The following is a 16,984-nucleotide window of genomic DNA, read 5'->3' on the forward strand; positions in this document are numbered from 1 at the left end:
TCATTCGGATGAGCCGACTGGGCCGATGTACTCGATGCTGCTGATGGATGAGGTGTTCGCCTGAATCTTGGCGATTGCTTCTTCCATGTCGTAGTACTGCTTCAGCAATCGTTCGCGCTGAGCTTCCAATCGTGTGTTCATCGACTCGACACGATCGTCGTTGCGCTCGATGTGATTGGCAATCGTTTGCGTCTTGCGGATCAGCATCCCACCGTCGCTGCCCGCGTAGGTGTCCGCGAGGCGAGACAGTTGGCCGACCATGCCGACGTTTTCGCCCTCTTCATTTTCGTTGATGAAGAACTTCTCAACGGCTTCGGGGGTCTCCGTCAGAGCCGCGCGGAGTTTGGTCTTGTCGACTTGCAGTTCGCCGTTCTCATCCAAACGAACTCCGATTTGGCTGAAGGAACGAATCGTTTCGCCGCTGGATCCGGCCAACGTTCCCGTCAGCAACCGCGAATATCCGTTTTGGATCCGCAGAGTTTCCGTGGAGCCAAACAGCAGTCCGACCTCGTTGGCTTCCGCGTCGAAGAACGTCACCTCTTCGATCTTGTCGATCAGCTTGTTGTATTGGTCCGCGAAACGTTCGACGGCGGAAATGATTGTGTCGGGATCATCATCCACCGTCACCGTGATCGGGTCAGCGGACAACTCTTTTAATGTCAAATTCAGCCCGGTGACTTCGTCTTCAAACACGCCGTCCGTCGACGAAACAAAACGTTCCACTCCGCCATCGGTTGAAATCGAAATCACAGCGTCCTGAGCTTGCGAGGTGGTTCGGAAACTCAAGTCAACGCCGTCGAGGTTGACCGCGATTCGGCCGTCTTCGCCGCCTTGGGTGCTGCGGATCTGCAAACCGTAGGAACCATCGGAGTTGGTCACGATCGATGCGGAACCATAGCGTCCCGATTCATTGATCTTTTCGACGATCGTTTCCAGCGTGTCCTCTTCCGTGATGTCGATCGAGACGCTTTCGCTGCCAACGAGGCTCTCGCCGGGATCGGCGGTTCCAGCCAACCCGAGACTCGCGGCCACGGTTCCGCTGCCGGTGTCTTCGATTTTGAGCGAGAGCGAACCGCCGGCGTTGTCTGTGACCACGATGCCGTCGCCGTTCTCGTTGATTGCCGCTTCGACGCCGATGTCAAAGGAGTTGATGCGGTCGATCAGATTGCCAACGGTTTCGAGTTCATCCACCGCCAAGTTGATCGCCGCCGTGCCACCGTTGCTGTCGCGAATGGTGAAACTTCCCGTGCCAATCCCTGCACCACCATTCAAATCCGAGAGCTTGGTGTCGGTGGTGACGGTTTGTAAATTCAGGTCGTCGCCGACCACGATGTCGTCTGTCGTGGACGCGGCGATGCCGAGGTTGGCTGCGGTGTCATCGGAACTGCTGATTTCGAATGTGCCAGCGCCGCCGGATACGTCACGCAGACGCAAACCATTTCCCGCGTCGTTGATTTTCGCGATGACGTCCAAGCCGCTTTCATTGATCAGGTCAATGACTTCGTTCAGCGAAGCTGCGGATGACACATCGATGCTGGCGGTACTCCCGTCACCGGTTTGAATGTCGAGAGTGGTCAACGTTCCGATGCCGTTGCCTCCACCCAGGGTCGAAAGGCTGGCACCACGCAATGTGTCGACGCCGTCAGGCAGCGGAATGTCATGCCCTTCGACAGTACCGGCGGCAACATCGATGCCATGCAGTCCCAGGTCAGCCGCTGTTTCGGCGGTGCCCAGTTGTTCGACTTTCAGGTTGCTGGCCGACAATCCGGTTTGATCAATCAACTTGATCTTGCCGCCCGCCGTTGTCGCTTGGATCTCCACATCCGCGTCGTTGATGGCTTGCAGAACGTCGTCGATGGTTTGAGCTTGGGTCAAATCCACTTCCGCCGATGCACCACTGCGATCCGTCAAACGAATGACACCGCCTTCGACGCCCAGTCCGTTGTTCAGTTGTGACAGGCTGACTTTGGAATCAACAAAACCGCTCGGTTTCAGCGACAACGATCCCGATAGTCCCAAAGCTTCGTCGATGTCACTGAAGCTTTGTGCGGTCGTGACGCTGTGTGTGGCTGCGGTTCGCAAGGTGCGGATCAGATGCGATCCGTTGCTGACTTCGTCTTGCGTCGAAACCGACAATGCGGACTCGTTGCTGGACGATGCGTTCTTGCTGCTGAATAGCGAGGACGAACCGAGCGCATCGCCGGCCAACTGCACACCAATCACGGATGCCGTCAGCGAAGCAATTTGTTGCTGCTGCCCTTGCAGTTCTTCGGTCTTGGCGAGAATGCGGTCTCGTGGCCGCCCATTGATCGCCATCAACTGGTCGACGGTCCCGACGATGTCGGTTCCGGTGATCAATCCGATCGATGATTGCAAACGAGCCATGACGATGCACTGCGATGAAAAGCGGGAAAAGGAGTTTCAAGCCACTCCGTTTCCCTTTCATCGGCAAAGTTCGGTTGTTCGGTCCAACTTCTGCCGGAGTTGATACACCCAGCGGGCGCGCATCCCGGGAATTTCGGATTGTGACAGTGAAATCTAGGTCTCGATCCGGACCATCCACCGCATCGAAGTGAACAACCGTCCGGTAAAGTGGAGAAACCGGGTTCCGATTGACGGTTGTTCGGGTTGCATCTGTTGGGAACCCGATGACCGCTGATGCAGGTCCGTGCTTTGCCGCCCATGCAAGCGGTCTCCAGTCGAGAGTCTCACTTCGGTTGGTCTACGAAAAACGGGACGATGTCTCCGCCAAACCAGCTCCCGGACGAGATGATTCGGAGGGAACACCGTCCCGAATGTGTTGTTGGGTTGATCCGTTGTGCTCGGATCACCAAGGGCCGCGAACGTAGTACACGCCGAACTGATCGGTGTGGCTGGGCCAATTTGGCGTCGGTGCGAACTGACCAGGAGCCGCTGCACCCGGCATGGTGGCGCTGCGACCAAACTGGTGATAAATCGGATGGTTCAGGTTCTGGCTGACGCCCCACGAATACGTTTGACGCATGTGAGCGGTGGGTGGAACCACCAATGCAGTCGGCTGACCGTAGGGAGCGTAGTAGTAATTGCCGTGCCACGGACGCGTTTGGGCAAAGTTGTGATTCCAAACTTGAGTGACCGCGTAGGGGTCGCCTGCTTGGGCTTCTTCGGTGTTGCCGGCCAAACCGCTGAATGCGGCCAGGGCGGCGAGGCATAGGACGATGCGTTTCATGGCACGTGAATCCTCAAGTACGGTGGTTCAGCGGAATGCCTTCCGCGAATCATCCGCGGTCGGGGGGAGTTTGGCTTCGGGTTGCCGGACGCTCGGCCGGACGTTTCCATGCGGCCGATGTTCGACTAGCGAGGCAACCGCAGCGTGTTCCAGTAGAAGTTGCTGGCGGCTTGGCGAACGGGCGGGCTGTAGTAGATCGCTCGTGTGCGATTCATGCCGCGGCCGTTGTCATAGTAATTGTGGTACCGATCTTTGTGCCAATACAGCATTTCGTGGGGATAGAAAGGCTGATAGGTGTAATACGTGTGTCCCACATTCGGTGGAACCGGCACAGGCGCCACATACATCTGTGCGTTGGCCGAGTTCGCGGCACCCTGGGTGTAGTAGTTGAAGAACAGATCGGGCTGGCCGTACTCACGTCCTTGAACTTCGCCGGTGCCTCCGCAGTCGCCCGATGCACATCCGCCGGATACCGATCCGGAGTCGCTGGTGCTCACGACCGTGTCGCTGACGACCTGCGAGCTGACGATGTGTTCGCCTTGAGCCATCGCGGCGGGGGCGAGAGCGATCACGCCGGCAAAAGCGGCCAATGGCATGCTGCGGCGGGTGATTTGCGTGGCAAAGATGCGGGCCGTCGCCACGGCTGCTTTCCAATTTCGCTTCATTTCGCGTTCCTCCTTGAACGACGACGGACCAGTTGTCTGGATTTTGGTTTCGACGCGAATCAAACGGAAAAACAGCCGATACTGTTGCGGCGTGATGATCGTGACAGCCGCGAAGCTTCGCCCAGCAGGCACCTTCGCCGGCAATCGGACCAGCAACCGCAGGCCGAATCCACGACCGAATCAGGGCAAACGCGAAAATCCTCGGTTTCACTAACAACCCCGTGGTCGCTATAACCCCCAAACTCGCAAGTCACCTTCGCGATCCCACATCCGTCTCTGACACACGAAATTCCCCGACGAATACAGGTTGATTCCGCGTGGCGAAACGTCGCAAACCCTCCGATTCCAATTCCTCCGGCTCCAATTCACGCAAGAACTCGCGGGGAAAGAAAGGCAAGACCGATCCGTTCGATGAAGCGAAGTTGGCGGAGATCGAGAACATTCCGCTGCGGCTGGCGGCACAAGATCGCTATCTGAATTACTCGTTGTCGGTGATCACCAGCCGAGCGTTGCCCGACGTGCGTGACGGGCTGAAACCCGTCCAGCGACGCATTCTCTATACGATGTCGCAACAGCGGCTGGACGCGACCGCGAAGCACCGCAAATGTGCCAAGGTCGTCGGCGATGTGATGGGTAACTATCACCCGCACGGTGACAGTTCCATCTACGAAGCCTTGGTTCGGATGAGCCAAGCGTTCTCGTTGCGGATGCCAATGATCGACGGCAGCGGCAACTTCGGCAGCATCGACGGCGATAACGCCGCGGCCATGCGATACACCGAATGCCGCATGACGCCCATCGCGTCCGAAGTGCTGGCGGATTTGGCCAGCCGCACGGTCGCGTTCAAACCGAACTACGACGGGACGCGAGAAGAACCAGTCGTGCTGCCATCGCGAGTTCCTGGTTTGCTGGTCAATGGTGCCACGGGTATCGCGGTTGGGATGGCCACCAACATTCCGCCACACAACTTGAAAGAAGTTTGCAATGCGCTACTGAAGTTGTTGGGCAATCCAGAGATCAAGGATTACCAACTGGTTGCTGGCGACGCGATTCAAGGCCCCGACTTTCCAACCGGCGGGCATATCACCAACACCAAAGAAGAACTGCGCGAGATCTACGCGACGGGAACGGGTACGATCAAGCTGCGAGGCGTGGCCGAGGTCGCCGAAAAGTCTCGCACCGGCGACACCCTGCGAATCACCGAGATTCCTTTCGGTGTCAACAAAGCTGCGATGGTCGAACGCATCGCGGAATTGGTCTACAGCAGCAAACTGCCGCTCGTCCAAGAAGTTCGCGATTTGTCCACGGAGGACATCCGGGTCGACTTGCTGTTGAAGAAGAATGCCGACCCGGACAAAGTGTTGGCGTTTCTCTATAAACACACGCCGCTGCAAACCAATTTCAACGTCAACTTGACCTGTTTGACGCCGACCGAAAATCCCGAAGTCGGCGCGCCCAAACGGTTGAGTTTGAAAGAGATCCTGTGGTACTTCTTGCACTTCCGTTTGGACGTGTTGACCGCGCGGCTGACGAACGAACTGCGAGCCCTCGAAAAACGGATTCATATCCTCGAAGGCTTCGCGTTGATTTTCGACGCTTTGGATGAAATCATCAAAATCATCCGCAGCAGCGAAGGCAAAGCCGACGCGGCCGAGAAGATCATGAAACGTTTTCCGGTCAAAGAGAATCCACCGAAGTCACGTCGCAAGGTGCAAGCTTCGAACGGATTGGACGCGGAGCAAACTGATGCGATTCTGGAGCTGAAGCTGTATCGCTTGGCGCGTTTGGAAATCAACGTGGTTCTCGATGAACTGAAGAACAAACGCAAACGAGTCGACGAGATCAACAAGTTGCTGGCCGACGACCGAGACGATTACACGTCCTCGGGACGTTGGGCGATCATCAAGGATGAACTGCAATCTCTGGTCACTGAATACGGCAACACTCCGGCTGGCCGCCGCCGAAGCACGATCGTGGTTCCAACCGAAGAAGTCGAGTACACCGAAGAAGACTTCATCGTGGCGGAAGATTGCCACGTCATGGTCACGGTCGATGGTTGGGTCAAACGCCAAAAGCAAATTGCGGATCCATCCAAGAGTCGTCTTCGTCAGGGCGATGAAGTGCTGGCGTGCGTCGCCGGAAGCACTCGCACGACCATCGCGTTCTTCAGCAGCTTGGGTGTTTGCTACACGGCCCGCATGGTCGACATTCCCGCCTCGACCGGATTTGGCGAACCGATTCAAAAACTCTTCAAATTCAAAGATGGCGAACGCATCATTGCGGCGATGTCGATGGACTCACGCGTGATCGGTGACATCAGCGAAGACCCCAAGGGGCAATACTATCCCGCCGTCCATGGACTGGCCGCCAGCAGTGATGGCTACGCGTTGCGATTCGGATTGCAACCCTTTGCAGAACCATCGACTCGTGCCGGCCGTAAATTTGCTCGTGTAAAACCCGGTGCCAGCATCATCGACGTGGCACCGATCACAGGTACCGAAACGATCTTGGCTGTCTCCGCCGATGCTCGTGCCATGGTGTGCGCCGTGGACGATGTCAACTATTTGTCGGGGGCGGGCAAAGGCGTTCTGCTATTGAAGCTGGCCGCGGGCGACAAACTGCTTGGTTTCAAACCTTCCACGGGCGACCGAGACTTGTTGAACGTGGTGACCAATCGCGGTGCCAAGAAAACCGTCTCGACCGCGAAGTACCGGACGACGTCCCGTGGTGGTCGCGGTATTGAACTGCAAAAGAACGGCAAGATTGCCGAAATCGTTCGTGATCCCATCGAACCGCCGCCGGTCTTTGAAGACTGATCCAGCAAGTTCATCGAGCGAACTCATTCGGGTTCGCAACCAAGTCTCTTCTCATCCCATCGATCCACAACGCACCATCGTCCATGTCCGTTGCACCGAAAGAATACAACGCCAAAAACATCACCGCGCTGGAAGGCCTCGAGCCTGTTCGGAAGCGACCGGGGATGTACATCGGCGGCGTCGGTTCCGCAGGCCTTCATCATTTGATTTGGGAAATCGTTGACAACTCGGTCGACGAGGCCATGAACGGTCACGCGTCCGAAATTGTGGTGACGTTGCACAAGGACGGCGAAACCATCACGGTCAGCGACAACGGGCGCGGGATTCCAGTCGACAAGCACCCCAAGACAAAGAAGTCCGCTTTGGAAATGGTGCTGACGGTGCTGCATGCCGGCGGAAAATTCGAAGGCGATAACTACAAGACATCCGGCGGTTTGCACGGTGTGGGGGCTTCGGTTGTCAACGCACTCAGTAAAGAGTTGGTCGCTGTTGTTAAACGCAATGGGGCTCAGTACCGCATGGCGTTCAGCCGCGGGCAAGCCACGTCCAAACTGCAAAAGCTTCGCGGCACGGTTCGGGGGACGGGAACGACGATCACGTTCACACCCGACCCAACGATCTTTCCGCGGACCACGTTCAACACGGAAACGATCAAGCAGCGTTTGGAAACCGCCAGCTTCCTGCATCGCGGTGTGAAAGTCACCTACGTCGACGAAGTCGCCAAAACTCGTGAAACGTTTTTGCATGAAAACGGGATCGTGGACTACCTCGGCAAAGTCATCAAGGAACGTGAGGCTCGCACGATCCACGAAGCACCGTTCACGTACCGCATCGACGAAGACAACCGCGTTGAAGCAACTTTGCAGTGGACTGAATCAACCGATGAACACGTCCGCAGTTACGTCAACGGCATTCCCACCGCCAGCGGCGGAACACACGAGAACGGATTTCGAGGCGGTGTGGTCAAAGCCGTTCGCAATCACATCGACACGCACAATTTGACGCCTCGTGGGGTGAAGATCACGCACGAAGACATTCGCGAAGGTTTGATCGCGATCGTTTCGATCTTTGTGGCCGAGCCTCAGTTCCAGGGCCAGACGAAAGACCGCCTGAACAACCCCGAAGCTCATGGAATTGTCGAATCAGGCATCCGCGGTGCCATGGAACAATGGCTGAACAACAACCCGTCAGTCGCCGATGCCGTGATCGCTCGGATTGTCGCCGCCGCCCGAGCCCGCGCCGCATCGCGTGCCGCCAGCGAAGCCGTTTCGCGAAAAGGCGGTTCGAAGCGAACCATGTTACCCGGCAAATTGTCGGATTGCGTTTCCGGTGGCAAAGGCAAATCCGAGTTGTTCATCGTCGAAGGTGACTCGGCAGGTGGCAGTGCCAAGCAAGGCCGCGACCGCAATTGCCAAGCGATCCTGCCGCTGCGAGGAAAGGTGCTGAACACCGAATCCGCGACGCTGAAGAAGATCTTGGACAACAAAGAAATCCAAGACATGATCGCTTCGCTTGGATGTGGCATCGGACCGTCACTGAACTTGGCCAACTTGCGTTATGACCGAATCATCCTGTTGGCGGATGCTGACAGCGATGGTCACCACATCACGACGTTGCTGCTGACGTTTTTCTACCGGCACATGCCAGCCTTGATCGCGGACGGGCGTTTGTTCATCGCCGTTCCGCCGCTGTACCGAATCGACATCGGCAAAGAAACGTTTTGGGCCGCCGACGAAGAGGACCGCGAACGGATTTTGTCCGAGCACACAGGACGAGCCAATCCGGAGATCACGCGATTCAAAGGATTGGGTGAGATGATGCCGAAGGTGCTTTGGAACACGACGCTCGATCCGGCCAATCGCACGTTGTTGAAAGTCGAAATCGACGACCATTTGGAGACCGATCGAACGATCAGCGACCTGATGGGACGAGACGCCTCCGCCCGTTTCCGATTCATCATGGAACGAGCCGAAGACGCCAGCGAGATCGATATCTAGGCGGTCCGGTTCTCTGCCAAGCACCCCGCAGTGCTAAGAGTCTGGCTTCACCAGACACACCTTTCCATCTAGCGGCTCGGCGCAAGCCGACCGGTGGCACTGTCTAACACCACAGCTTCGCCAGAATCGGTCGTGACCCTGGCACCGCCTGAGAAACACCGTCCCAAGCAGCGGCTCGGCGCAAGCCGACCGGTCTCACCCCAACTGCGTCGAACCAAACAACCGACTAGAACTGATGGCCCTTGCGGGGACCGTCTTGGGTTTGGGTCAGGATCTCGGGGCCTTGTTCGGTCATCAAAATGGAATGCTCGAACTGGGCCGATGGGCGTCCGTCGCGGGTTCGCACCGTCCATCCGTCGGACTTGTCGCATTGCGTGTAACGCGAACCAGCGTTGATCATAGGTTCGATGGTGAAGCACATGCCCGGGAACAGCCGGTCGATGCGGCTTTGTCGGTTCGGGAAGTGCGGGATCGATGGATCCAAGTGGAACTGTTTTCCCAGACCATGTCCGACGTATTCACGAACGACGGTGAAACCACGTCCTTCGGCTTCCGGGACCACCGCTTCGCCAATCGTCGCCACGCGACAACCTGGCGTCAGGGCGTCGATTGCCATGTGCATGCAATCAAACGCACACTGCGTCACGGCTCGTTTTTCGTCGCTGACTTCCCCCAACAAGAACGTTTCGCTCTGGTCGCCATGCCACCCATCGACGACGGTGGTGATGTCGATGTTGACGATGTCGCCATCCTGCAATTCATACCCATCGGGAATGCCGTGGCAGATGACTTCGTTCACGCTGGTGCAGCAACTCTTGGGATACTTCTGGTAACCCAAGGTTGCGGCTCGGTATCCGTGGCCGTAGGTCCAATCGTGGATCATCTGATCCAGCTTTTCCGTGGTGATTCCAGGTTTCACATGTGGACGGATGTAGTCCATCAGCGCCGCGTTGGCCTGGCCGGCGGCCCGCATCATGTCGCGCTGCGTGTTGGAAAGAATCAGTTTTCGTTGCTTGGTCAGCATGCTTTTTGGGGGTGCCGAATGGAAAAGATCGGTGCCATGCGTGGCGTTTTGAAAGCATAGCAGGTTTGTGGTTCTGGCAAACCCAAACCGCGGTTAGATGCCGCACTGTGGAGGGATCCTCCGCCGCAAGATCCTTGCAATCGACGCATTCCGCCGATCCCGGCGACCTCTGGACGGAACTTTTGTGCCCATACAGGGTTAGTTCGTTACGGAACCATACCAAAAACTGGTTCCCAATCTCCTCTGGCAACTATCCTGGCTCTCGAGTTTTGGCAGGCATTTCCGCCTCGCTGGGCTCCGTCCCAAAGCTTATCTAACGAAATGAATCGAATCGATTTCCCAATGCAGCCCGGTGAGAACGAGTCACAGCTTGGCATAGCCGCCGGCCGAGGATTCCATGCTGAGTCATGGACGCGGTGCAATTTCGCGAGGTGCGTACCGCAAAAACGTGGTTGGCTGATCGCCGGTTTGCTGGGTTTGGCGGTCACCGTTGGGCACACTGACCCCGCCGCGGCTCAGGAACCCGCCGCGGCGGATTCGGCCAGCTCCACCGTGGGAGACTCTTCCGCATCGACGACCAACGAATCCAAGGAGTTGCGATTCAACTTCTCGGGAGCACCCTGGGGCGACGTTCTGCGGTGGTTCTCCGAGCAAGCGGATTTGTCCTTGCAGTTGGACGCCTCTCCCGCCGGCACGGTCAATTTCAGTGATCCGACGAAAACCTATTCCATCGGCGAAGGCCTGGATCTGATCAACCGCCTGTTGTTGGATCGTGGATGGGCCTTGGTTCGTCGCGGCCGGATGTTGTTGCTGGTCGACCTGGAAGCCGAGAACGCCGAGAAGTTGATCAGCGAGATGGCTGAGTTGGTCACGCCGGAATCATTCGAAGGACGTGGAAACAGTGACATCGTTCGATGCGTTTTTCCTTTGGGTGGATTGACCGCCGAGGAAGCTCGCGAGGAACTGTCGCAGATCATCGGTCCTTGGGGACGCATCAATGTGCTCGGCGGTGCTCGACAAGTGGTCGTGACTGAAACCGTTGGCAAGTTGAAAACCATCCAATCGGTGTTGTCCGCGGCGGAGGAAGCCCAATCCAGCGTCGTTGAGATCGCGCTGGAGAATCGTGCGGCGGAAGAGATCCTGGAAATCGCTCGTCCGCTGGTTGGGTTGGAACCTGGGATGAACCTCGGCGACGATCTGCGCATTTCGGTTTCGCTGTACGGCGATCGTGTGTTCGCCACGGGAGATCCCGCGAAGCTTGCGTTGCTGAAAAGCATCTTCACGAAAGCCGACAAGCCGATCCCGGGCAGTGAAGACGCGGAGGAAGTCGAGGTCGTTCAACCGGTGTTGAAGACGCACTCGGTTGCGTCGGCCAATCTGCAGACCGCGTTCGATGTGTTGCAAACCTTGCTGCAAGGCACCCCGGACACTCGCATTGCTTTGGATACCAAACGAGGCGTCATCGTCGCGTCGGCTCGCCCCGAGACGCAACAACGCATCGCGTCGACGATCGCTGAGTTGGAAGGTGATGGTGACAACTTTGCGATCATCAACCTGAAACGTTTGGAACCCGCGAATGCTTTGTTGACCATCAACAAATTCTTCGGCGTGACAGAAACCGGTGGCCAAGGACCAACGGTCGACGGTGATCCAGAAACCGGGCGATTGTGGGTGCGTGGAACAGCCAGCCAAATCGAAACGGTCAAACGTCTGATCGATGAACTGGAAAACGATCCGTTGACCGGCGGGCTGGGCGAAAACGTCCGAGTGTTGCCACTGTCGGGACCTTCCGCCAATCAAACGCTGCGGCAATTGGAAAGTTTGTGGCCCATGACGGGACGCGAAAATCGTCTTCGTGTGGTCGTGCCGAATTCAACGGAAGAAGGCCGTTTGCAAGAGGGCAATGGCACGCAGCCAATCCGTCGTCCGATGAATCCCAACGCGGATCAAGAAGCCCGCTGGGAAGTCGCCCCGGCCAAAGCCAATAACCCATTCGCAGTGATTCAACGCGAAACGTTGGTTCGGACCTACGATGACACCGAAGCGACCGGTGAAGAATCCAATGCGAACTCGACGGAGGAATCGCAGGGGCCCACTTTGCTGGAGGACGAGTCGGCCAATTTAAATGCGGGAGCGGACATTGTCGTGCAGATGACTCCCGCCGGATTGGTCATCGCTTCGAAGGACACCGAGGCGTTGGACGCGTTCGAACAACTGCTGAATTCCATCAGTGCTTCGTCGACGACCGCCAGCGATCTGCCAACGGTCTTTCGTTTGAAATACATCAAGGCCGACGTGGCCTCGGAGCTGGTCGCCAGTGTTCTGGGGGGTGCGGAGTCGTCGTCTGGCTCGCTGACGGAATCGGTGATGGGCGGCTTGGGCGGCGGCATGCTGGGCGGATTGCTCGGGATGGGTGGCGGTGGTGGTGATGAACCTTCCACGGCGCGTTCGATTCTCACCAGCCGCGGCAGCGTCAACATCGTGGCCGATGGTCACCTGAACTCGTTGATTGTTCAGGCCAGCCCCGCCGACCTGGAATTCATCCGTTTGGTGATCCAGGAAATCGACCAAGAGGAAAGCCCGGAATTGGTTCGCACGGTTCCCACACCTAAGTTGATCCCGGTCATCTATCAAGAAGCTTCCTCGGTCGCCGAAATCGTCAAATCCGTTTTCGCGGAAAAAATGTTCCAGGAGGAAAGCAGCCGTGGCGGCGGCGGAGGGCGGCAACCGTCGCCGGAGGACTTCATCAACGCGATCCGTGGTGGTCGCGGCGGTCGAGGTGGCGGCGGAACAGAAAAACCAAAAAGCGAACCGACCAAGATCATCGTCGCGGTGGATGAACGCAGCAATTCATTGGTCGTGACGGCGACCCCACAAGATTTTGAACAGGTGGAGGAGCTGGTCGGGATCTTGGACCAACAAGGCATGGAGCAAGAAGAACAGACCGTGGTCCTGCCTTTGGCCGGTGGCGTTCGCGCAGAAGTGTTACAACAAGCGTTGGAGTCGATGCTGGGTGTCAAAGCAACGACGTCCACATCCACCTCCAGCTCGTCGGGATCATCGAGCTCCAGCAGTTCGTCCCGTTCGTCCATGCCCACCGGTTCGTCACCCGAAGACATTCGGCGACGCATTGAGTTCTTCCGTTCGCGATTCGGCGGCGGAGGTGGAACTCCGGGCGGCTTCGGCGGACGCGGTGGCGATACCGGACGTGGCAGAGGAGGCGATACAGGTCGCGGAGGTCGCGGCGGAACAACAGGCGGAGGACGAGGACGATGATCATGCACGCAGGCGAGATTCTTCAACGACGAGGTTTGTTGACTCCGCAGCAATTGGAACAGAGCCGCAATGGCGACCCGCAATCGGTCGTCGATAACGCGGTCACGTTGGGGTATGTCTCCGCACGAGACGCCTTGTCCGCGATTGCTGACGAAGTCGGTTTGGAATTTCGTGACTTGCGAACTTCCGAGATCGATCTGTCGGCGTTGGAAGGATTTCCACAAAAGCTGATCTATCGTCATTCGATGTTCCCGATCGGTTGGGACGACGGTGCTTTGCTGGTCGCAACCGCAGATCCGTTCGATCTCTATCCGTTGGACGAAGCCTGTGCGACCACCGGCAAAACGGTGATTCCCGTCGTTGCCGAACGAAATGAAATCAGTCGTCTGGTGAAAAAACACCTCGGCGTCGGTAGTGAAACTGTCGAAGGGTTGGTCGCCGCCGCGGGCGATGAAGAAGTCGAGCTGCTGGAAGGCATCGAATCCGACGGCAGCGAACTGTCGGAGATGGCACAGGAAGCCTCCGTGGTTCGGCTGGTCAATGAAATTTTGATCGAAGCCGTCGATTCACGGGCGAGTGACATTCACATCGAGTCCCAATCGGACGGTCTGGTGATCCGGTACCGCATCGACGGGATTCTGCATCCGCAACCGGTGCCTCCGGAGATCAACCGTTTCCAAGCGGCCATCATCAGCCGTCTGAAAATCATGGCTCGGTTGAACATCGCTGAGAAGCGATTGCCGCAGGACGGCCGGATCAAGCTGCGTGTTCACGGCCGCGAGGTCGACATTCGTTTGAGCGTCATCCCCATGATCCACGGCGAAGGCTTGGTCATGCGGGTGTTGGACAAATCGTCCATGGTCTTTGATCTGCAAGGCCTAGGGATGTCCAAAGAGATCTATTCCAGGTTCAGCGAACTGATTCGGCTGCCTCACGGAATCATCTTGGTCACCGGACCGACGGGGAGTGGTAAAACGACGACGCTGTACAGCAGTCTGTTGGAAATCCGCAGTCCCGAAAACAAGATCATCACAACGGAAGACCCGGTTGAGTATCAGCTCGATGGGATCAACCAGATCCAAGTCCATTCGAAGATCGGTTTGACGTTCGCCGCGTCGCTGCGAAGCATTCTGCGTCACGACCCGGACATCGTGCTGGTCGGGGAAATTCGTGACTTGGAAACCGCTGAAAACGCCACCCAAGCGTCGTTGACCGGTCATATGGTGTTTAGCACGCTGCACACCAACGATGCCGCCGGTGCCTTCACGCGGATGGTCGACATGGGGGTGGAACCTTTCTTGGTCGCCGGCACGGTGGAAGCCGTCATGGCTCAGCGACTGCTGCGTCGTCTTTGCCCGCATTGCAAGAAAGCCGTCACACCGGATCGCAGTGATCTGCCAAAGGACTTTCCTTGGGACGAACTGGACGGCAAAGAGATCTACGAAAGCGTCGGTTGCCGCGAATGTCGCAACGTGGGCTACTCCGGTCGATTGGGGATCTACGAATTGCTGGTCAGCAGCGAAAACATTCGCGAAATGGCTCAGAATCGTGCCAGCAGTTGGGACATCCGCCGCCAAGCCGTCAAGGAAGGCATGCGAACGCTGCGAATGGATGCCTGGGACAAAGTGGTCGCCGGCGTGACCAGCATTGATGAAGTCATGCGAGTGACCAAGGGCGAAGCGTTGTAGTCCTTGACCCGCTTCATCGCCCTCCCGCCATCGTAAGCGCCGCTCGTTCTCGCCCGCACAATCTCGCCCGCACATCCCACCGATCAAACCAGCCCGCCTTCCGCCATGCCAACGTTCCAGTACACCGCCCGAGACATGTCCGGAAAAAGCGTTCAAGGAACGCTGGAGGCTGGCTCGCAACGGGAGGCGACGTCACTGCTCACCGGTCGAGACCTCTTTCCGACTAAAATCACCGAGCAAAAGTCAGGCTCCGGTCTGTCTTTGTTCTCGGGAAAGAAGAAGAAAGTCAAAGGCCAGATCATGGCGACTTTCTATGGTCAGTTGGCGTCGCTACTTCGCAGTGGCGTGCCGATGATTCGATCGTTGACAATCCTGGGAGAACAATCCAGCACACCCGTGCTGGGTGAAGTCCTGCACGAAATTCGAGGTCGGGTGGAAGACGGTGAACCCATCGGCGACACGATGGCTCGTTATCCCGGTGTGTTCAGCGACATGGCCGTGAACATGGTCCGCGCCGGTACGGAAGGTGGCTTCTTAGAAGACGCCTTGGACCGTGTCGGTGTGTTCACGGAACTACAAGAAGACTTGAAGGGACGCACGATCAGCGCGATGGCTTACCCGGCGTTCTTGTTCACGGTGGGTACCGTCGTGATCTCGGCGTTGTTGGTGTTCTTCGTGCCGAAGTTCGACATGTTGTTTGATCGACTGCGTCAGAAAGGCGAAATGCCGGCGATGACGGAAGCCCTTCTGGGTTTCAGTAACTTCCTGCAAGGCTACGGTTGGATCGTGATGATCCTTGGCGTGGTCTTGATCTTCGTCCTGCGAGCACAACTGCAAACCGAACGCGGACAGGACATCTTCGACAAGGTGAAATTGAAAGTGCCCGTGTTGGGCGACATTTTGATGAACCTTTCGGTCGCGCGGTTTTGCCGCGTGCTCGGAACATTGCTCGCCAACGGGGTTCCGATTCTGAAGTCGCTGGACATCAGCAAATCGGCCACCGGCAACCGCTTGCTCAGTCGTTCGATTTCGGACGCGACGGAGAACATTCGTAGCGGTGAGAGTTTGGCCAAACCGCTTCGCCAGTCCGGCTACTTTCCAATTTCGGTCGTCGAGATGATTAGTGTCGGCGAAGAGAGCAACTCATTGGATCGCGTGCTTCCTGAAATCGCGGACTCACTGGAAAAGCGGACGTTCCGGCGGTTGGACCTGTTTGTTCGGTTGCTGGAACCTTTGATGCTACTCGTGATGGCCGTCTTGGTGCTGGCCGTCGTGATGGCACTGCTGATCCCAGTCCTGAAGAGCAGCACCAGCCTCTGAGTCTTGTGTTGCAATGCATGGAGGAAGCAGTGTTGCTTCCTGTTTAACTCGACTCAGTTGATTTCCCTGAGCAAGTCATCGCGGACCATCGTTTCGACGTCGTTCGGTTCCTGATCAGGTGGGTTCCAACGTGAGCTTGCTCTGCGAATGAGCGGGCTGTCGACGCTCGAAATGCAGTCGTCTTAGACGGAATAATCGTCACGTCTTGCCTGGGTTCGAGCGGATTCCTTGCTGGCTGAGCGGCTGGTGTACGCCTGGAAAGTCTTTGTCAGCAATTGTTCACTGCGATGACGTTTGCGGCGGTGAAAGTGCGAACGTTGACGCTTGGTCGATCCGTTCGTTTTGCCCGCTGATGAGACTCCTGTGCCGAATTCGATTCACGCGTCACGTCGACGGCGATTGCCCTCGATGTTGTCGGTCCTCTTCATGCTGCCTGTTCTTCTCGGCATGTCCATGTTGGCCAACTACGCCAACCAACCAGGGCCCGAGGCGATCGATGTGCCGGTCAAACTCACCAGCGGCGTGTTGCCAGAATGGAAGGCGTTTAGCGCTCGTCCGACCGTTGTCTTTTTCTATCATCCTCACTGCCCGTGCACGCGAGCGACCGTGCGTACATGGGAGCGATTGATCGCGACCAGTTCCACGCAACCGAAAATCTTTGCCTACGCTTATCGTCCTGCCGACGTGAACGACCAGTGGGTGGAGTCGGACTTGACCGACGCCATCCGCAAACTGGGCGACGTCGATGTGATCGCGGATGCCGGTGGCGATGCTTGCCGCCGTTTTGGAGTCACGACGTCTGGGCATTTGTTGGTCTATGGCGTCAACGGTGAGTTGAAGTTCAGCGGTGGGATCACCTCGGCACGTGGTCACGAGGGCGAATCGCAAGCGGGCGACGCATTCATCAAGCAAATCAACCTGCAATCCACCGCTCAAACGCATTGGCCCGTCTTTGGTTGCGCGGTCGTATCAGAAGCGGAGGGCGTTTGA

Annotated in this window: 10 protein-coding genes; 6 read left to right on the forward strand and 4 right to left on the reverse strand. The window is 57.2% G+C overall.

The window, feature by feature from the left end:
- The 3 genes from fliD to LOC70_RS22865 all read right to left on the reverse strand — a co-directional run bounded on the left by fliD (position 1) and on the right by LOC70_RS22865 (position 4,029).
- A complete protein-coding gene (fliD, locus tag LOC70_RS22855) occupies positions 1-2,385 on the reverse strand; it encodes a flagellar filament capping protein FliD (RefSeq protein ID WP_230256372.1) in 2,385 nt (794 codons plus the stop codon).
- Positions 2,386-2,827: 442 nt separating this feature from the next.
- Complete coding sequence (locus LOC70_RS22860) at positions 2,828-3,208, reverse strand: hypothetical protein (protein WP_230256373.1); 381 nt, start codon at positions 3,206-3,208, stop codon at positions 2,828-2,830.
- Positions 3,209-3,333: 125 nt separating this feature from the next.
- Positions 3,334-4,029 carry a hypothetical protein gene (locus tag LOC70_RS22865; RefSeq protein WP_230256374.1) on the reverse strand — a complete coding sequence of 232 codons (696 nt, stop codon included), beginning with the start codon at positions 4,027-4,029 and terminating at the stop codon, positions 3,334-3,336.
- 161 nt (positions 4,030-4,190) lie between these two features.
- On the opposite strand from LOC70_RS22865, the gene LOC70_RS22870 reads away from it, so the two are divergent.
- A complete protein-coding gene (locus LOC70_RS22870; RefSeq protein ID WP_230256375.1) occupies positions 4,191-6,689 on the forward strand; it encodes a DNA gyrase/topoisomerase IV subunit A in 2,499 nt (832 codons plus the stop codon).
- 83 nt (positions 6,690-6,772) lie between these two features.
- Positions 6,773-8,686, forward strand: a complete 1,914-nt coding sequence (locus tag LOC70_RS22875; RefSeq protein WP_230256376.1) for a DNA gyrase/topoisomerase IV subunit B — start codon at positions 6,773-6,775, stop codon at positions 8,684-8,686.
- 226 nt (positions 8,687-8,912) lie between these two features.
- On the opposite strand, the gene map is transcribed toward LOC70_RS22875, so the two are convergent.
- Positions 8,913-9,710 (reverse strand): type I methionyl aminopeptidase, encoded by a 798-nt coding sequence (gene map / locus LOC70_RS22880; RefSeq protein ID WP_230256377.1) that lies wholly within the window; start codon positions 9,708-9,710, stop codon positions 8,913-8,915.
- Positions 9,711-10,031: 321 nt separating this feature from the next.
- Here map and LOC70_RS22885 point away from each other — a divergent pair, with 321 nt between their 5' ends.
- From LOC70_RS22885 to LOC70_RS22900, 4 genes are all read left to right on the forward strand, one after another.
- Positions 10,032-12,986: a secretin N-terminal domain-containing protein gene (locus LOC70_RS22885; RefSeq protein WP_230256378.1), complete on the forward strand. Its 2,955-nt coding sequence runs from the start codon at positions 10,032-10,034 to the stop codon at positions 12,984-12,986.
- Positions 12,983-14,674 carry a GspE/PulE family protein gene (locus LOC70_RS22890; protein ID WP_230256379.1) on the forward strand — a complete coding sequence of 564 codons (1,692 nt, stop codon included), beginning with the start codon at positions 12,983-12,985 and terminating at the stop codon, positions 14,672-14,674. Before LOC70_RS22885 ends, LOC70_RS22890 begins: the two co-directional genes overlap by 4 nt.
- A gap of 105 nt (positions 14,675-14,779) precedes the next feature.
- Positions 14,780-15,994 carry a type II secretion system F family protein gene (locus LOC70_RS22895; RefSeq protein WP_230256380.1) on the forward strand — a complete coding sequence of 405 codons (1,215 nt, stop codon included), beginning with the start codon at positions 14,780-14,782 and terminating at the stop codon, positions 15,992-15,994.
- Between the two features lie 408 nt (positions 15,995-16,402).
- Positions 16,403-16,984 (forward strand): RedB, encoded by a 582-nt coding sequence (locus LOC70_RS22900; protein ID WP_230256381.1) that lies wholly within the window; start codon positions 16,403-16,405, stop codon positions 16,982-16,984.

This window comes from Rhodopirellula halodulae (genome assembly GCF_020966775.1).
GTDB classification, from domain to species: domain Bacteria; phylum Planctomycetota; class Planctomycetia; order Pirellulales; family Pirellulaceae; genus Rhodopirellula; species Rhodopirellula halodulae.